This window comes from Herbaspirillum sp. alder98 (genome assembly GCF_020179755.1).
Classification (GTDB): domain Bacteria; phylum Pseudomonadota; class Gammaproteobacteria; order Burkholderiales; family Burkholderiaceae_D; genus Herbaspirillum.
Genome location: NZ_JAIUCY010000002.1, coordinates 585,247 through 603,522 on the forward strand (window position 1 = coordinate 585,247; position 18,276 = coordinate 603,522).

Below are 18,276 nucleotides of genomic sequence, written 5' to 3' on the forward strand. Positions count from 1 at the left end.
CGTCAACCTGCGCTGACGAGTCCGGCCTGACCGGGCTGCGCCGGCAAAGCGACGAAAAAAGTGCTGCCTACGCCTTCACTCGATTCTACCCAAATCCTGCCACCGTGGCGCTCGACCACCCGCTTGACCAGCGCCAGCCCGATGCCCTCGCCCTGCGCCACGTTGCCATGCAAGCGCTGGAAGGCCGAGAACATCCGGCCCAGGTGTGCACTGGCGATGCCCAGGCCGTTGTCGCGCACGAAATAAGTATTGAGCCCGTCGCTGCCGTCGCCGGCCAGACAGCCCACTTCGATCTGCCCCGGTCGTTGCGCATCCAGGTAGTTGACCGCATTGCCGACCAGGTTGCCGAAGACCTGTTCGACCGCCGTCGGGTCGCCATAGGCCGGCGGCAGGTCGGGCTGGATCACCACCGTCGCGCCCTTGGCGCGGATGCTGCCGCTCATGGCGTCCACGATGCGCTGGGCGATGGCGTTGATGTCGGTCATCACCGGCAGGTACTCGACCCGCCCCGCGCGCGATAGCCGCAGCATGGCGTCGATGATGCCGGCAGCCCGGGTCACCGCGTTCTGGATGAAGCGCAGCGACGTGTGCAGATCGTCATCGATCAATTCACGAATGCGCCGCTTGTTGGCGGCGGGCGCCTCCAGGGCCTCGATCTCGGCCGAGAGGTCCTTGGTGGCATGCATGATTTCCTTGCTGAAGCCCTGCAGGTTCACCAGCGGCGACCGCAGGTCGTGCGAGACGCTGTAGATGAACATCTCGTTGTCCTGGGTCTGGGCGCGCAAGTGGGTGTTGACCTCGTCGAGCTCTCGCGCGCGCTGCTCAATCTCGGTGCGATAACGCACGGCTTCCTCGTTGGCGCGGGTCAGGCGTTCGCTGGTGCGATGCAGCACATCATCGAGCTGCGAGATTTCGTCGTTGCCGCGCACCCGCTCGGCCAGCTCGCCGCCATCGGCCAGGCGCCGCGCATTCTCGGTCAATACCTCGACCCGCTTGCCGATGTTGCGGGTGAAGGCGTACGACGCCAGCCCGGCAGCCAGGATCGACCCCAGCACCGCCGCGATGAGAAGGATGGTTTGCGAATCGCGCGCGTCCTGCAGGTCTTCGTTGCGCTCGATCGCCAATTGGCGCTCGGTCTCGATGAACCTGGCCAGGCGCGTGCGGAACTCGGCCAGCCGGTGCGGGCCGGCTTCATCGCGCAGTTGCGCGATGAGCGCCTCGCGCTGGCCGTTCTGCATGCGCTGGCGGGCACTGTCGGCCCAGGTCCGGTAATTGGCAACGGCTTCGCGAATGCCCGCGACGGCACGTTCCTGCTCGGTATTGTCTTCCACCAGTTTCTGCAGTTCGCCTATCTTGGCGTCGACATCGGCCCACATTTCGGGACGACTGATCGGGGTGGGATCGTTGATGATGACCGCATTGCGGATACGGGCAGACTCCAGCAGCATCGGTTCGCGCACGTCACTGGCATGGTTCATGACCAGTGCCGAATGCGCCGCCCAACGCTCGGCCTCTTCGGCATCGGCCTGGGTCTTGAACAGCGAGGCCAGCAATACTACTTCGAACAAGCTGGGGATCGCTACGATCAACCAGCCCTTGGTCACTAATTTCATGAATCCCCCGTCGGTCAGGGGCACCGCGCAAAATCGCCCGGCGCCCGCGCCTGCCTCGCGCATCGATCCAGAATTGTTATAGATGCTACCGCTGCAAGGGGTCAGTTGCCTTTTTATTATTAGTTTGATTCGACCAGGGTGGCCGACCCGCTGCGCTTTCCGGTAACCAATTATTACGGCCGATTATAAACTCAAGGCGTGAAAAAATAACGGCAATTGCTGTGCTTGGCAGCATTGCGCTAAAGACGGGGATCGGGGAATGACACGATGACAAGTCGGGCGCCGCAACATCCAGCGCGCAGGCGGTCCTAGTACCCGACCAGATGAGGCGCTGCCAGCGGATCGAAATCGCGCCAGTCGCCACCACTGATGTGGCCGTCGCCACGTTCGATCTGCTCGGCCCGGACCTGGCGCAACACGTCGATGGCCCGGCGCTCCTGGTGGTCGTCGTCGACTTCCACGGCCACCAGCATGCCGCTGGCGCGCCGCTGGCGACCGGCATCATCGTCGGTCGAGGCCAGCGTTCCCACCAGCGCCCCGACATGACCACCCACCAACCCGCCCAGCACCGCGCCCAGGGGACCGGTCACCGGCGTGCTGGCAGCGCCCACGGCGGCACCGGCTGCAGCACCCGCCCCGGCGCCGGCGGCCACGCCCTTGTCGGTATCTTCCGCCCCAGGGGATTTATCGCGGTCGCCACCGACGGCAAAGGTGTCGTGCTGGCCGGCAGGATTGACGAAGAAACTGCTGATGCGGTCGGCCGGATAACCGGCCCGCGCCAGCGCGTCTACGGCCAGTGCGGCCTGGTCCTGCAACTGGAAGTGCCCTGCGATGATGGTACTCATGGTGTCTCCTCTGGGGCCATGCAGCGCAGACTCTGCGGACTGCTGCTGCACCGGTTCATGCTGCCTGCGCGTGGCCGTCGCTGGCGCGATTGCAATCGCGAAAACGGCGGATCAGCATGTTGGTCGAGCTGTCGTGATGCAACGGCTGGCTGTGGTCGATCAACTGGCGCGCAGTACGCTTGGCCAGCGCCTTGCCCAGTTCCACCCCCCATTGATCGAAAGAATCGAGGTTCCAGATCACGCCCTGCGTAAATACACTGTGCTCATACAGCGCCACCAGCGTGCCCAGGCTATACGGCGTGAGCTTGTCGACCAGCATGCTGTTGCTGGGACGGCTGCCGACGAACACCCGATGCGGCACCAGCTCTTCGGGCGTGCCCTCGGCGCGTACTTCGTCGGCGTTCTTGCCGAAGGCCAATGCCTCGGCCTGGGCGAACATGTTAGCCATCAGCAACTGATGCTGGTCGCCCAGCGCATCGAGCGGCTGGCAAAAACCGATGAAGTCGCATGGCACCAGTTGCGTTCCCTGGTGCAACATCTGATAGAACGAATGCTGCCCGTTGATGCCGCTGTCGCCCCAGTACACCGGCGAAGTCTGGTAGCTCACCGGCTGGCCCTGGGCGGTCACGCCCTTGCCGTTGCTTTCCATCGTCAACTGCTGCAGGTAGGCCGGCAGGCGCTTCAGGTTCTGGCTGTACGGCAGCACGGCCTGGCTGGCAGCGCCGAAGAAGTTGGTGTACCACACGGTCAGCATGCCCAGGATCACCGGCAGGTTGGACTCCAGCGGCGTGGTGCGGAAATGCTCGTCCATGTCGTGGAAGCCGCGCAGCAACTCGCGGAAATGATCGGGGCCGATGGCAATCATGGTCGACAGGCCGATGGCGCTGGTCATCGAATAACGACCGCCGACCCAATCCCAGAAACCGAACATATTGGACGGATCGATGCCGAACCGCGACGCTTCCTCGATGTTGGTGGTGACCCCGGCGAAGTGACGCGCCACGGCGCTTTCATCGCCCAGTTGCGCCACCAGCCAGCCGCGTGCGGCATGGGCGTTGGTGATGGTCTCGAGCGTGGTGAAGGTCTTGGAACACACGATGAACAGCGTCTGTTCGGCCGGCAGCGTGCGCACCGTCTCCGACAATGCCGCGCCATCGACGTCGGATACGAAATGCATCGTCAGCTCGCGCTCGCTGTAGAAGCGCAGCGCTTCGTAGGCCATCATCGGGCCCAGGTCGGAGCCGCCGATACCGATATTGACCACGTGCCGGATCGGCAGGCCGGTGTGTCCCAGCCACTGACCCGAGCGCACCTGTTCGGCGAACCCTTCCATGCGGCCCAGCACCTCTTGCACCTGCTCCACCACGTCCACGCCATCGACCACCAGGCGCTCGCCTGCCGGCTTGCGCAAGGCGGTATGCAATACCGAACGGTTCTCGGTGTTGTTGATGCGCTCACCGCGGAACATGGCTTCGATGCGATCCTGCAGGCCGCATTCGCGCGCCAGCTGCATCAGCAGCATCATGGTTTCGCTGGTAACGAGATTCTTGGAATAGTCGAGATAGATGCCGACGCCCTCGGCAGTCAGGCTTTCGCCGCGCTTGTCGCTGGCGGCGAAGAGCCGATCCAGCGTGAAATGCCGGGCGCGGTCCCGATAGTGTTCGCTCAGTGCGTTCCAACCGCTCTTGTCGGTCAGCGCCTCACGCTGGGAATAGATGAATAGTGGCAGCTGAAAGTCGCTGGCGGGCAATGTCGTCATGAGTCCTGCTCCTTGTCCTTGATCTGCTCGGCGAGGGAAATCTGTGCGTCATGATGCGTTGCACCAACGATAGCGCCTGGCAGGCGGTTTGTCTATCGCTGTCGCTTCGCCGAGCGCTTCGCATCAGTCCCGAAGGCTTGCCCGGCGCGGCTTTTAGCAAAGCGCGCCAACGGCAAGGATGACCTGATGGTAGCCATGCCTGATGTTGCTGTGCGATAGGACGGGAGCGGTTTTGCTTGTAGGAAAAGCGGAATTGCTGCAATGCAATCTGGCATTGCAGCCCGCCACGCAAGGGATTGCGCCTAATCGTGCAGTTCGAGCAGCTCGACCGGCAAGCTGCCCAGCACTTCTCCCACCGGGATGCGCAAGCCGGCTTCCTGGTCGGCGTCGGTTCCGCTCTCCAGCAAACCATAGCCGCTGGTGAGCACGCTGCGCCAACCTCGCGCGCCCACCGCGGCCAGCGCCTCGGGAATGGCGATGCAGGTATTGCCCCATGATTCCACCGGCACCAGCGGCAAGCTGTTTTCGCGAGGCGTGTCGAACGCCAGCAAGTGACCAGCCAGTCGCGTACAGACCACGATGACAGCACGCAATGAAGCGTGCTGGCTTGACCCCGGCAGCAACCGGGCGAAGGCCACCACGTGGCGCGCCAGCTTGCCGTGCACCGACAACGGCAGGTAATCGCCCTGGCCGAACAGCGCGGCATGCTGGCGCCGGTGATCGAGCACCGCGCGGATCAATTGCAGCTTGGCGCCGCCATCATGCCAATCGCGCAGCGACACTGGACGCTGCCGCACATCGGCCAAACGCTGTTGCCGCAACGCAAAATCCACCGGGGTGCGATTGTCGGGATCGACCAGGCTCAGGTCCCACATCTCGCTGCCCTGATACAGGTCGGGCACGCCCGGCACGCTCAGCTTGAGCAGCGTCTGGCTGAAACTGTTGATGGCCCCGATCGGCGAGAGCCGGCGCACGAAGCCTTCCAGCTCGCTCAGGAACGGATGATGGTGCGCATCCAGTCCGGGGTCGCACAGCAGCGCCCGCACAAACCGCTCGCAGGCCATCTCGTAGGCTTCTTGCGGCACCATCCAGTCGCTGCGGCGCTTGGCTTCGCGCTGGGCCTTGCGCTGCCAGGCGACCACCCGCTCGGCCAGTTGCTGCAGCGCCTGCAGATCGTCGTCGGCGGCGTGCATGCCGTCGCGCCAGGCGCCTACCAGGGTCTGGTACAGCATGCATTCGTCGATGGCGTCGATGCCGCCTTGCGCACCGGCGGTGGCGGCCACGATGGGCGCATTGAGTGCGCGCCAGTGCGCCAGCAGCGTATGCCATTCTTCGGGGATTTCAGAGAGCGCAGCCAGGCGCATGCGGGCATCTTCGCCGCGCTTGTGGTCATGGGTGCCGGTGGCCAGCATGCTCGACGGCGCCTGCGCGGCGCGTTGCACCCCGAGCTTGTGGAAGTCATGCACCGATAGACTCAGCTGGTCCGGGTGCGAGCCCACTTCGTTGCGCGAAATGAGTCGCCCGTAGCGATAGAACGCGGTGTCTTCCACCGACTTCGCCGTCAGCGGCGGCGTCAGCTGCTGAAAGCGGGCCATTGCGCGCAATTGCAGCGCGCGATGCTGCGGGTCGGTGGTCGCGGCCAGCGCATCGCCGCCCAGCCAGGCCGCGATCACCCGCAGCGTCGGGTGGTCGCTGTCGTGCAGCGTGGTCGCCGCTGCAGTGGCGGCAGCGGCCAGTATCTCGCGGTCGTCCGCCGGCATGCCCTGGGCGTCGCCATAGGTGCGATAGACCGGAAAGTGCACCAGCAACTCGGCCAGGCTGCGCCGCAACGACATCAGCGACAGGTCACGCGTGCTCATCTGCTGCCCGGCCAGGCGATGCAGGCACAGCGCCAGCGCATTGAATTCGGCGGCGAAGTTGCGGCTCAGGAAACTGCGTCGGGCACACCGCACCATATCGGCAAAGTGAACCATCGGCGCCGACTGCGCGCCCAGCATGCGGTCGATCACGGCGCCCTGCCCCTGCGCTTCGTCGACGATATCGTTCCACAGGTCATCCAGCACCGGCGCGCCCTCGCCGTCATGCAACACGGCCGCACACTGGTCCATGAATTCATAACCGGTGGTGCCCTCCAGCTGCCAGCTCACCGGCAACTGTTCGCTCGGCGCCAGGATCTTCTCGGCGATGATGTAGGGTTCGTGCCCGGCGCGCAGCGCGCGCAGGCGATGGCGCAGGCGCAGGCAATATGCCTGCGGGTCGGTCAGGCCATCGATGTGATCCAGCCGCACGCCATCGATCAAGCCCTCTGCGTACAGGCGAAAGATCTCGCGATGCAGCTCTTCGAATACGTCGTCGCGCTCGACCCTCACCCCGGCCAGTTCGCTGACTTCGAAGAAACGGCGCCAGTTGATCTCGTCGGCGGCATTGCGCCAGAACGCCAGCCGGTAGTGCTGCCGTTCCAGCAATGCATGCAGCGCTACCTGGCCCTCGGTGGTGTCCGGCGAAAATGCCGCCAGCGCCTGCTCGATAGCGGCCAGTCCCTGCGCATCATCGGCCAGTTCACGCAACAGCTGCCAACCGACAGCAGCCTGCTGCTCGGGCTCGCCATCGCCTTCACCGATGGCGCTGAAGGCGGCGATGGCCGGCGCCAGGCGCGGACTGCCGGCGGCCTCCAGCACGCTCGCCACGTCAGTTGGCGACAGTGGAAAGAGGTTGTCATGGTGGGCCACCACCATCTGCCCATGCTGCCGGTCGAGCTGCAGGCGCAACTCACCGGCGGCCAAGGCCTCGGCATACGGTCGTCCCAGGAAAGGCAGGCACAGCTTGCCGGTCAGGGCCGGATCGGGGCTTTCCCAATCGATGTCGAACCACCCGGCATAACGGCTGCGTGGCCCCCAGCGCAGCACATCCTGCCACCAGGGGTTGTCGCGCCCGACCGCCATGTGATTAGGCACGATGTCGACGATCAGGCCCATGCCGCGCTGGTGCAGCAGGCTGCACAGCGTGCGCAGGCCCTTTTCGCCACCCAGTTCGGGATTGACGCGGGTCGGATCCACCACGTCGTAGCCATGGGTGGACCCGGGGCGTGCCGTCAGGATCGGCGAGACATAGAAATGGCTCACCCCCAGCGCGTCGTAATAATCGACCAGCGCGCAGGCGTGCTCGAAGCGGAAGTCCTGGTTCAACTGCAGGCGCGCGGTGGCACGTGGCACGCCGCTCTCGACGACGGGCTTGGATTCGGGTTTCACTTGCGCTCTCCTGGCGGCGTCAGACGCTGCCGTTGCTGGTTCGGGGGATGGCTGGCGTCGCGCGGGCATCGTCCACCGCACGCGACCCGCGCTGGCGGGCCAGATGCGCCAGCCGCGCGCGCGCCTCGTGCGCGTCGAACAGATGGCCGACGTCGGCCGGCAGGCGCCGACGCCAGTTCGGATGCGGCTCGGTCAGGCCGGGCAAGTTGGGTTGCTGCGGCAGGCCGAGGATGTCTTCGACCGGAATCACCGCCAGCGGCGCCGAGGTCTTGGCGACGAAATCCAGTGCCGCATCGACGACGGTTTCGCAAGCGGCCAACGGCTGCGGCAGTTGCTCGCCCTCGTCCACCGGCAGCGCGGCCCCGGGAGCAGCGCCGTCCGGCAAGGCGCCATGCGCCGAACCGGCTTCGCTCATGGCTTGCCACAATGCCGCGCGTTCTTCTGCGCGCTGCTGCAAGGCCTGGTCCATGCCCGCCGGCTCGACCAGTTGCTGCAGCCGGCCGCGCCAGGCGATATCGGCGCCCGACCACCAGCCCGCCACGGTCGGCAGGTCATGCGTGGTAGTGACGGCGATGGCGCTGCCCGACCACTGCTGCGGCGGCAGGAAGTGCTGCTTGCCGCGCTGGAACCACAACACCCGGATCCCGGCCACGCCCGCTTCGTCGAGCACCTGGTCGAAGCCCGGCGGCACCGTGCCCAGGTCTTCGCCGATGACCACCGAGCGGTGGCGCCAGGACTCCAGCGCGATCAGTCGCAGCATGTCGCGCAGCCGATAGCGCACATAGGCGCCGGCGCTGGCGTCGCGCCCGGCCGGCACCAGCCACATGCGGTTCAGCCCCAGTACGTGGTCGATGCGCAGCCCGCCGCCCTGGGCGAAGCAGGCGCGCAACATGGCCAGATAGGCCTGATAGCCGTTACGGTGCATCGCCAGCGGCGAGAATGCGCCCAGGCCCCAGTTCTGCCCCTGCGGCGCCAGCAGGTCGGGCGTTGCGCCTACGGTCAGGCCGCTGGCGATTTCATCCTGGTAGCTCCAGGCCTGGCTACCGCCGTTATCTGCGCCCACTGCCAGGTCGGCGATCAGGCCGATGGCCATGCCGGACTCGCGCGCGCGTCGCTGCGCCTGGGCCAGGCCGCGCGCGGCCTGCCATTGCAGGAACAGATGAAAATCGACTTCGCCGCTTTGCTGGCGCGCGAAGTCGCGCATGAAGGCAGTCTCGGGATTACGCCCATCGTCACCCCAGGTGCGCCAGTCGCAACTGCCGGGTTGATGCCTGGCAGCCAATGCATGGCTGTAGGCTTCGTACACCGCGTGCGCCTGCAGGGCGCGACCGCCCTCCAGCCGGAACGCCGCGAATGCGGCCTGGTGCGCACGCCCCTCCGGGCCGGCCGCCTCGGTCTGGTACAACGCATACAGGCGGCGCAGCAAATGCATGCGATGGGTGCCGGCGCGTTCCCAGTCCACCAGCCCCGCGCCTTGCAGGCGCTCATGCGCGGCAATCAGTTCAGAGCCGCCCTCGGCCAGCGCCTGGGCTTGCGCAGCCTCGCCCAACACCGCCGCAGGGTCGATCAGCAAGGCGTTGAGAAACAACCGGCTGGAGGGCGAATACGGGCTGCTGCGCCCGGGCTCGGCGCCGAACATGGCATGCACCGGCGACATCGCCAGCGCTGCCGCGCCATGGCTGGCAGCCATCTGCGCCAGTTCGCCCAGCGCGCTGAAGTGGCCGATGCCGCCGTCGCCGTAGACATTGCGGTTGGGCTTGAGGCTGTCCTGGCGCAGGCTGTAGAGTTGCGCCGACAAGGCCCAGCCACGCACGCCTTGATTGGACGGCCGAGGCTGGCCATCGGCGATGGTGGCGTCGGCCAGCGCATCGGACAGCGTGAAGCAACGGGCCGGCGCAATCGCCAGCGTGATCACCTGGCCGTCGATGAACAGGCGGTGATAGCCGGCGATCTGGATCGCCGGCAGGCTCGGCGGGCGGGTCACGTCGCCCGAGACCAGCAGCGGCTGGCGCACGCCGTTTTCCAGCTCCAGGCGGCACGACTGCCCGTGCACCCGCGCCGCGACCGGCAGCTCGACCGGCTGGTGTTGCACGCCGGTGATCAGCGGCGGCAGTTGCGCGTCTTCCTGCTGCAATTGCGCCAGGCTGGCACGGCAATCATCGACCGACGCGCACGACAGGCCCAGCGCCGCCAGGATCGATTGCAATGTCTCGTCGGCGACGATCTGCGGCTGGTCGTAGGCATCGATCCAGTTGACGGCAATGCCGACGTGTTCGGCCAATGCGTGCAAGGGAGAAAGCAGGTTCGGGCGACTCATCACAGGCCTCCCATCGGCTGCGCCGGTTCGCGCAGCGCCAGCACCGAATAGCCGGGAAAGCTGCCGCCAGCCAGTGTATCGAGCACACCGCCGCTGTCGAACAACACGTCCGCGCCCGCCGCCACCGCGAGATCGTCGATCGACTCGGTGATGGCCTGCTCGGCCAGGTTGACGGTGATATTGAGCACGCTGCGGTTCGACAGCCGCCAGCGCGCATTGACCGCCTTGGGGCCGATGGCGCGCGCCTCGATGGCGCTGGCGCCGCGCAGGAACGGGGCAATCTGCACGCTGCGGATGCGCAGCAACTGCGTCACCCGCGCCAGGCAGGCTACCGAGGCTGGCGCCGGGCCTGGCTCGGGGATGGAGGCGATGAAGGTCGAGAAACTGTTGGGGTCGGGCAGTTGGTCCAGCAAGTCCGGATCGGCAAACTGCGGGAAGTGCGAGAACTCGCGCCGGCGACCATCGCGGATCGCCTGCACCAGTTCCTCGTTGCGGTGGCTGGTGAAGTAGTAGAACGGCTGCGCCGCATCGAATTCTTCGCCCATGAACAGCATCGGGATCTGCGGCGACAACAGCATCAGGGCCTGCGCCGCGTGCAACGCCAGCGGATGGGCCAGCGTGGTCAGCCGTTCGCCGAAGGCGCGATTGCCGATCTGGTCGTGGTTCTGGAGAAACAGCACGAACGACGTGGGCGGCAGCGCCGCGCTCGGCTCGCCCCGCGGCTCCCCGGAAAACGGCGACACCTCGCCCTGGTACACGAAGCCTTCCTTGAGACAGCGCGCCAGCTTCTCGGCCGGCTGCTCGGCATAGGCCGAATAGTAGCCGTTGGATTCGTCGGTCAGCAGCACGTGCAGCACGTGGTGGCCATCGTCGTTCCACTGCGCATCGAAGACATGGCTACCGGCCTGCTTGCCGTCGCCCGCATAGCCCAGCAGGTGCGAGGCGTTGCCATCATGTTCCAGCACCAGGTGCACATGGCGCTGGTGGCCGATCTCTTCGCGTACCCGATGGCCGAGACGGGCCAGCCAGTCCTGCTCGCAGATGGCGTGCACCGCATCCAGGCGCAGGCCGTCGAAGCGGTATTCCTGCAGCCAGTAGAGTGCATTACGGGTAAAGAAATCGTCCACCTCCGGGCGCCGGAAGTCGATCGTGGCGCCCCACAGGGTCTGCATGTCGTGCCGGAAGAACGGCGGCGCGTAGCTGTCGAGGTAGTTGCCGTCCGGGCCGAAGTGGTTGTAGACCACGTCCAGGAACACCATCATGCCCAGCCCGTGGGCGGTGTCGATCAAGGCCTTGAGTTGTTCGGGAGTGCCATAGCTGGCGTCGGGCGCATACGGCAGGACGCCGTCATAGCCCCAGTTGTGCGCGCCGGGAAACTCTGCCACCGGCATCAGTTCGATGGCGGTAATGCCCAGTGCGGCCAGTTCCGGCAATCGTTGCAGGATGCCGGCAAAGCCGCCCATGGCGCCGGGATGCAGTTCGTAGAGCACGGTCTCGTGCCACGGCCGGCCGGCCCAGTTGGGAAACTGCCACTGATAGGCATGCGGGTCGACCACCATGCTGGGATCGAAGATGTCGCCCGCCTGTCCGCGCGAAGCGGGGTCGGGCACCACCACGTCGCCGTGAATCTGCGACATCAGCGCATAGCGGTAGCGGGCGCCGACCTGGCAATCGGTTTCCAGCGAAAACCAGCCTTCGTTGTCGGGCTCGGCCGCCATCGGCACCCGGCCCCGCCCTTCGATATCGACTTCGGCGATCTTGGCGCCCGGCGCCCACAAGCGAAAGCGAACCCGGCCCGATGCAAGCACCTGGGCGCCGAACGGCAGATCGACAGAAAAATGAGCACTCATGTACGGTCTCCCCATTCGTTACGTTTGATCCATTCATTGGCGGCCAGCGGATAGATGGCCGATGACATGTGCAGCGCGCGGTTGGCAAACACCTGCAGCGTATGCGCCGCCACGGTGACGCGCTCGCGCCCCGACAGCGTCAGGTTGCCATCGCTGTCGGCCGGCATGCCGGTGTCCTGCGCGGTGTCGAGCAGCAGGCAATACTGGTCGTCCTCGCGCGGGAAGCTGAATTCGATATCCTCGTGGCCGGCGTTGACGAACAGCAGCACCATGTCGGGCACCGCCTCGGCCAGCTCCGGCGGCAGCTCGGTATTGCCGGCGTCGATGATGCGGGCCGACAATTGCTTGTGCGGCTCGTGTCGCCGGCCTGCCATCTGCAACGCGATCGCGCGCGCCACGGGGTTGCGCCAGTCGTCGCTCGACACCGGCTGCCCGGCCTCGTCGAACCAGCTCACGTCGGCCAGTTCGTCACCCACCTTGGCGCTGCCGTGCAGGAAGTAATTGGCGCGCAATACCTCGAAATCGCGGCGGATCGCCGTCACGCGGCCGGTGAATGCGGTCAGGGCCGCGCCGTCGGGTGTCTGGGCCGCCTTCCAGTCGACCCACGAGATCTCGTTGTCCTGGCAATAGGCGTTGTTGTTGCCACCCTGGGTGCGATTGAATTCGTCGCCGGCCAGCAGCATCGGCGTGCCTTGCGCCAGCAGTACCGAGGCCAGCATCGAGCGCTGTACCCGGGCCCGGGTGGCCAGCACGGCCGGGTCATCGGTGTCGCCCTCGACGCCCCAGTTATAGCTGGCGTTGTCGTTGTGGCCATCGTTGCCGTTCTCGCCGTTGGCGTCATTGTGCTTGCCGTCGTAGCTGACCAGGTCGCGCAGCGTGAAGCCGTCGTGGGAGGCGATGAAGTTGACCGAGGCCCATGGCTTGCGGCGCTTGTGCTCGAACAGCTCGGCCGAACCCAGCATGCGCTGGGCATAACCGCCGCGCATGTTTTCGTCGCCTTTCCAGAACTTGCGCATGTCATCGCGAAACTTGTCGTTCCACTCCGCGAAGCGTGGCGGATGGTTGCCCAGCTGGTAGCCGCCAGGACCGATATCCCAGGGTTCCGAAATCAGCTTGAGGCGCGACAGCAGCGGGTCCTGCAGCAAGGCGTCGAAGAAACCGGAGCCGGGATCGAAGCCGCCCGGCTCGCGTCCCAGGGTGGAGCCCAGGTCGAAGCGGAAACCGTCGATATGGAACGACTGGGCCCAGTAGCGCAGCGAATCCATCACCATCTGCAGCACCCGTGGGTGCGACATGTTGAGCGTGTTGCCGCAGCCGGTATCGTTGATGTGGTAGCGCGGCTGATCCGGCAGCAGGCGGAAGTAACTGGCGTTGTCCAGGCCGCGCAACGACAGCATCGGCCCCAGTTCACTGCCTTCGCAGTTGTGGTTGTAGACCACATCGAGAATGACTTCGATGCCGGCGCTGTGCAGGCGCCGCACCGCCATCCGGAATTCGTTCAAGTCGCCCGACGACATGTAGGACGGCTCGGGGGCAAAATACGCCAGCGTGCTGTAGCCCCAATAATTGCGCAGGCCGCGTTCGACCAGGAAGCTGTCCTGCAGGAAGGCGTGCACCGGCATCAACTCCAGCGTGGTCACGCCCAGGCGCAGCAGGTGGTCGATGAAGGCCGGGTCGGCCAGGGCCGCGAAGGTGCCGCGCTCGTTGGGCACGATGTCGTCGCGCAGCCTGGAGATGCCGCGCACGTGGGCCTCATAGATGACGGTCTTGTTCCATGGCACCTGCGGGCGGCGGTCGTGTTCCCACAAGAAGGCTTCTTCCACCACCATCGCCTTGGGCATGGCGGCGGCGCTGTCACGGCGATCCAGCGAGAGGTCGGCGCGCGCCGAGTGGAGCCGGTAGCCGTACAGGGCATCGGTCCACCTCACCTGCCCCACCAGCCGCTTGGCGTAAGGGTCGAGCAGCAGCTTGTTGGGATTGAAGCGATGGCCCTTGTGCGGTTCGAACGGGCCGTGGGCGCGGTAACCATAGACCAGCCCGGGTGCCGCACCAGGCAGATAGCCGTGCCACACCTCGTCAGTGCACTCGGGCAAGGGGATGCGCTTGAGTTCGCGCTTGCCGGACGAGTCGAACAGGCACAGGTCGATCCGCGTGGCATGCGCCGAGAACACGGCGAAGTTGACGCCCAAGCCGTCCGAGCTGGCGCCCAGCGGGTAAGGCAGACCGGGCATCAGGCGGTCTGGCAGGCCTTGGCTCATGTCAACCCTCCTGGCGCAGGATAACAGTCGACAGCGGCGGCAGGGTTACTTCGATCGATGCGTCCTGGCCGTGCCAACCCACGGCCTGGGCCGGTACGCCGCCCATGTTGCCGGCGTTGCTGCCGCCGTAGATCGCCGAGTCGGTATTGAGCACTTCGCGCCAGAACCCCGGGCGGCCATCGCCTGCCGGCGGCACGCCGACCCGGTAAAACTCGCGCGGCACCGGCGTCAGGTTGACCAGCACCAGCACCGGCGCGGCGTTGTCGGCATAGCGGAAGTAAGCCAGCACGCTGTTGACGCTGTCGTTACCGACGGCCCAGGCGAAACCGTCGGCGCGGCAATCGCGCTGGTGCAACGCGGGCTCATCACGGTACAGCCGGTTGAGGTCGCCGACCAGCCGCTGCAACTGGCGATGGCCGGGGGAATGGCCACCGTGCTCATCGAGCAGATGCCAGGGCGGCGACTGGTCGTGGTCGAACTCGTCGGGCTGGCCGAATTCGCTGCCCATGAACAGCAGTTTCTTGCCGGGATGGGTCCACATGAAACCGAAATAGGCGCGGTTATTGGCAAAGCGCCGCCACTCGTCGCCCGGCATCTTGTTCAGCAAGGCACGCTTGCCATGCACCACCTCGTCGTGCGAGATCGGCAGGATGAAGTTCTCCGAAAAGGCGTACAGCAGCCCGAAGGTCATGTCGTGATGATGGTAGCGCCGGAACAGTGGATCGGACTCCATGTAGCGCAGCGTGTCGTTCATCCACCCCATGTTCCACTTGTAGCTGAAGCCCAGCCCGTGGTGATTGCCTTCGTGCACCACGTCCGAGGTCACGCCCGGCCACGAGGTCGATTCCTCGGCGATCATCAGGGCCCCGGGGCAGCGTTCGGCCACCACCTGGTTCAGCTCGCGCAGGAAGGCCACCGCTTCCAGGTTTTCACGGCCGCCATGGATGTTGGGCACCCATTCGCCGGCGGCCCGGCTGTAGTCGCGATAGAGCATCGAGGCCACCGCATCGACCCGCAGCCCGTCGACATGAAAGTGCTCCAGCCATTCGAGGGCGCTGGCGATCAGGAAGCCGCGCACTTCATTGCGGCCGAGGTTGAAGATCAGCGTATTCCAGTCCTGGTGAAAACCTTCGCGCGGGTCGGCATGTTCGTAGAGCGACGTGCCGTCGAATTGCGCCATGCCGTGCGTATCACTGGGAAAGTGCGCCGGCACCCAGTCCAGCAGCACGCCGATGCCCGCCTGATGACAGCGGTCGACAAAGGCGGCAAAGCGCTCGGGCTTGCCGAAGCGCGCGCTGGGCGCGAACAGGCCGATCGGCTGGTAGCCCCACGAACCGCCGAAGGGGTGCTCCATCACCGGCATCAGTTCGATATGGGTGAAGCCGAGTTGCTGCACATAGGGAATCAACTGGTCGGCCAGCTCGTCCCAGTCCAGGTTGCGACGGTTCTCTTCCAGTACCCGGCGCCACGAGGCCGGATGCAGTTCGTAGATCGAGATCGGGGCGTCGAGCGCCTGGCGGCGGGCGCGTTCTGCCATCCACTGGTCGTCATTCCAGTGATAGGGACGCGGGTCGGCCACCACCGAGGCGGTCGCCGGCGGCAGTTCGGTGGCGCGCGCGACGGGGTCGGCCTTGAGCGGCAGCACGCCGCCGTCGGGACCGACGATCTCGTATTTATAGACATCGCCCGGGCCGATGCGGGGAATGAAGATTTCCCATACGCCCTGCTCATGGCGCAGGCGCATGATGTGGCGACGACCGTCCCACTGGTTGAAGTCGCCCACCACCGATACCCGCCGGGCATTGGGCGCCCAGACCGCGAATCGCGTTCCCGGCACGCCATCGATCTCGATGGCGCGCGCGCCCAGGCAATCGGCCAGCTGGCGATGACGCCCTTCCTGCAGCAGGTGCAGGTCGAGCTCGCCCAGCAACAGCCCGAAGGCGTAGGTATCCTCGGTGGTCTGCACCTTGATGCTGCCGTCCTGCTGGCGCCAGTCGACTTCAAACAGGTAATCGGTTGCGGCTTCCTCACGGGTGATATCGGCGATCACCCCGACGAAGAACCCGCTGGGCGAGCCATCGGGTGCGGGCAACTGCGCCAGCGACGTCAGCAACTTGCTGCTGCGCGGACACTTCACCCGCACCGCATCGGCGCCCGGATGAAAGCAGCGCAGGCTGAGTCGATTGCCGTCGTGGCAATGCGGCCCAAGCAGGGAAAACGGTTCATTGAGGCTGCCCTGGAGCAGGGCATTGAATCTGGCGAGATCGACATCCGAGAGCAGATCTTCCCGGGATGACGCGGGCGCCGCTGGGGCGCCGCTGGTGGCAGGTGTTTTCGGGCTGGACGATGCCGGTCCCTGGACCGGTTCGCGATAGGCCAAGACAGACATGCCGGACATGCTTACTCCTGTTCTTTTTATCGATGTTGATGAAGGTGTGGGGGTGGGACCGCATGCCTGGCCCCGACGGCCTGTGGTGGCCACCCGTCAGCGCCGGCCGGCAACTGACGGGCTTACTGCCATCATGCGACTGCTTTGACGGCTGCACCGCCACCGACCACATTGGCGATGGCCGCAGCCAGCGCCGCTGCCGCGCCCGACCTGCGTTCGCCCTGCACTGCCGGTCGTGCCACCGGCAACGTTGCCGGCGCCGGACGGGTGGGCGCAAACAGGGTGCGCACGGCCGGATCGGCCACGCTGGCATAGGCGTCGATATAGGCCTGGGTCGGGCCGGCCCAGTCGCAATCGACCGACATCGCGTTGCGCTGCACCGCTTGCCAGCGTTCATTGTCGTTGTAGATGGCGAAGGCGCGCGCCACGGCTTGCTGCATGTCCTCGGCGCGTTCGCCGTCGAACAGCACGCCGGTGGCATTGGCCGGGTCGACATCGATATCGCAGACCGTGTCGACCAGGCCACCCACCCGCGAGCCGATCGGGATGGCGCCATAGCGCTGGGCATAGATCGGGGTCAGGCCGAATGGCTCGAAACGGGTCGGGTGCAACAGCATGTCGCTGCCAGCGTGCAACGCATGGGCGCGCCGTTCGTCGTAGCCGATGTGCACGGCCATGCGGCCACGGTAGCGCTCGGCCAGGGCCAGCAAGCCCTGTTCGTATTCATGTTCGCCACAACCCAGCACGACCATCTGCAGGCGCGGATGCGCTTGCATGATGCCGGGAATGGCCTCGATGACGACATCGGCCATCTTCTGGTGCGAGATGCGGCTGCCGATGCCCATCACCGGGGCAAACGGATCGGCCGGCACCAGGCCGAACAGCTTCTGCAGATCACGCTTGCAGGCGGCCTTGCCTTTCATGTCGCCGATGCCGAAGTTGCGGGCGATGAGCGGATCGTCGACCGGGTCCCACAGCGAGGCATCGATGCCGTTCGGGATCGCGCGCAGGTCGAGCCGGCGGAAGGCCAGGATGCCGTCCATGCCGCAGCCGAAGCGCGGCGTGAGGATTTCGCTGGCGTAGTTGCGGCTGACGGTGGAGACGCAATCCGAAAACCGGATGCCGGCCTTGAGGAACGACAGCTTGCCCCAGTATTCGACGCCGTCGCCGGTCAGCAAATGCTGCGGAATACCGATCTGCTCGGCCACGTCCAGGTCGAAATTGCCCTGGAACGCCAGGTTGTGGATGGTCAGCATGGTGCCGATATGATCCAGCCCGCGCAGCTTCAGCAGGCACGGAATCAGGCCGGCGTGCCAATCGTTGGCGTGCACCACGTGCGGCACCGGCAAGGTGGTCTCGCCGGCGCAGATGGCCACCGCCGCATGCGACAGGTCGGCGAAGCACACTGCATTGTCGCTGAATTCAACGCCGTCGGTGTCGACGTAGGGATTGGCGCCGCGCTGGCGAAAGCGCGCGGTATCGAGCAGCAGCGCCGGCACGTCGGTGCCCGGCACGGTCCCGCGCAGCAGACGCCCGGCACCGCCTGGCAAGCCATTCTTGAGGTTGACCTGGACCGCATCACCCAGATTGCGCACGGCTTCCGGATAGGCCGGCATCAGGATGCTGGCATCGACGCCGACCCGGCGCAGGGAAACCGCCAACGCGGTGATAACGTCCGCCAGGCCGCCCGTCTTGACGAGTGGTACGGCCTCGGAACTGACTAACAGGACTCGAGCTTGCAAGATAATCCCCTCAATGAGAAAGCACCTGGGTAGAAAGCACTGGCGCGCCGGGTGCAGACTTGACTCCAACCTGCCGAGCGTCTGCAATTTATTGTTGTGCTACCGGAAAACTTGGGTGCGCCGATGATTACGTTATACGGAGCCTTGCATGTGCTCACTATCGGACAGCAGCGCTACGTGGCGTAGGATGAATCCTACCGTTGCAGTGCGGCGAAGCCCCTGTGGCGCGGGGACTATCGGGATATCGAGGAAATT

The 18,276-nt window shown here is 65.7% G+C and carries 9 protein-coding genes; all 9 read right to left on the reverse strand.

Annotation, left to right across the window (positions count from 1 at the left end; all coding sequences use genetic code 11):
• Positions 1-2: 2 nt before the first annotated feature.
• Complete coding sequence (locus LBW87_RS07325; RefSeq protein ID WP_225200782.1) at positions 3-1,613, reverse strand: sensor histidine kinase; 1,611 nt, start codon at positions 1,611-1,613, stop codon at positions 3-5.
• A 308-nt stretch (positions 1,614-1,921) separates the two neighbouring features.
• A complete protein-coding gene (locus LBW87_RS07330) occupies positions 1,922-2,458 on the reverse strand; it encodes a hypothetical protein (protein WP_225200783.1) in 537 nt (178 codons plus the stop codon).
• A gap of 55 nt (positions 2,459-2,513) precedes the next feature.
• Positions 2,514-4,217, reverse strand: a complete 1,704-nt coding sequence (gene pgi, locus LBW87_RS07335) for a glucose-6-phosphate isomerase (RefSeq protein ID WP_225200784.1) — start codon at positions 4,215-4,217, stop codon at positions 2,514-2,516.
• A gap of 302 nt (positions 4,218-4,519) precedes the next feature.
• Positions 4,520-7,534, reverse strand: a complete 3,015-nt coding sequence (gene treY / locus LBW87_RS07340) for a malto-oligosyltrehalose synthase (RefSeq protein ID WP_413927622.1) — start codon at positions 7,532-7,534, stop codon at positions 4,520-4,522.
• Entirely contained in the window at positions 7,485-9,782 is a 2,298-nt protein-coding gene (gene malQ, locus LBW87_RS07345) for a 4-alpha-glucanotransferase (RefSeq protein WP_225200786.1), read from the reverse strand. The genes treY and malQ overlap by 50 nt, the downstream gene beginning before the upstream one ends.
• Positions 9,782-11,632, reverse strand: a complete 1,851-nt coding sequence (gene treZ / locus LBW87_RS07350; RefSeq protein WP_225200787.1) for a malto-oligosyltrehalose trehalohydrolase — start codon at positions 11,630-11,632, stop codon at positions 9,782-9,784. Before treZ ends, malQ begins: the two co-directional genes overlap by 1 nt.
• Positions 11,629-13,890 (reverse strand): glycogen debranching protein GlgX, encoded by a 2,262-nt coding sequence (gene glgX / locus LBW87_RS07355; protein ID WP_225200788.1) that lies wholly within the window; start codon positions 13,888-13,890, stop codon positions 11,629-11,631. Before glgX ends, treZ begins: the two co-directional genes overlap by 4 nt.
• 1 nt (position 13,891) lies before the next feature.
• The gene (gene glgB / locus LBW87_RS07360; protein ID WP_225200789.1) at positions 13,892-16,288 is read right to left on the reverse strand and encodes a 1,4-alpha-glucan branching protein GlgB; all 2,397 of its coding nucleotides are present in this window, start codon (positions 16,286-16,288) and stop codon (positions 13,892-13,894) included.
• 122 nt (positions 16,289-16,410) lie between these two features.
• Positions 16,411-18,021: a glycogen synthase GlgA gene (gene glgA, locus LBW87_RS07365; protein WP_225200790.1), complete on the reverse strand. Its 1,611-nt coding sequence runs from the start codon at positions 18,019-18,021 to the stop codon at positions 16,411-16,413.
• Between the last annotated feature and the right edge of the window lie 255 nt (positions 18,022-18,276).

Bases quoted from the DNA above. Each gene is read 5' to 3' on its own strand.
- LBW87_RS07325 (WP_225200782.1), bottom strand. From the start codon at position 1,613: ATGAAATTAGTGACCAAGGGCTGGTTGATCGTAGCGATCCCCAGCTTG.
- LBW87_RS07330 (WP_225200783.1), bottom strand. From the start codon at position 2,458: ATGAGTACCATCATCGCAGGGCACTTCCAGTTGCAGGACCAGGCCGCA.
- pgi (WP_225200784.1), bottom strand. From the start codon at position 4,217: ATGACGACATTGCCCGCCAGCGACTTTCAGCTGCCACTATTCATCTAT.
- treY (WP_413927622.1), bottom strand. From the start codon at position 7,534: ATGCCCGCGCGACGCCAGCCATCCCCCGAACCAGCAACGGCAGCGTCT.
- malQ (WP_225200786.1), bottom strand. From the start codon at position 9,782: ATGAGTCGCCCGAACCTGCTTTCTCCCTTGCACGCATTGGCCGAACAC.
- treZ (WP_225200787.1), bottom strand. From the start codon at position 11,632: ATGAGTGCTCATTTTTCTGTCGATCTGCCGTTCGGCGCCCAGGTGCTT.
- glgX (WP_225200788.1), bottom strand. From the start codon at position 13,890: ATGAGCCAAGGCCTGCCAGACCGCCTGATGCCCGGTCTGCCTTACCCG.
- glgB (WP_225200789.1), bottom strand. From the start codon at position 16,288: ATGTCCGGCATGTCTGTCTTGGCCTATCGCGAACCGGTCCAGGGACCG.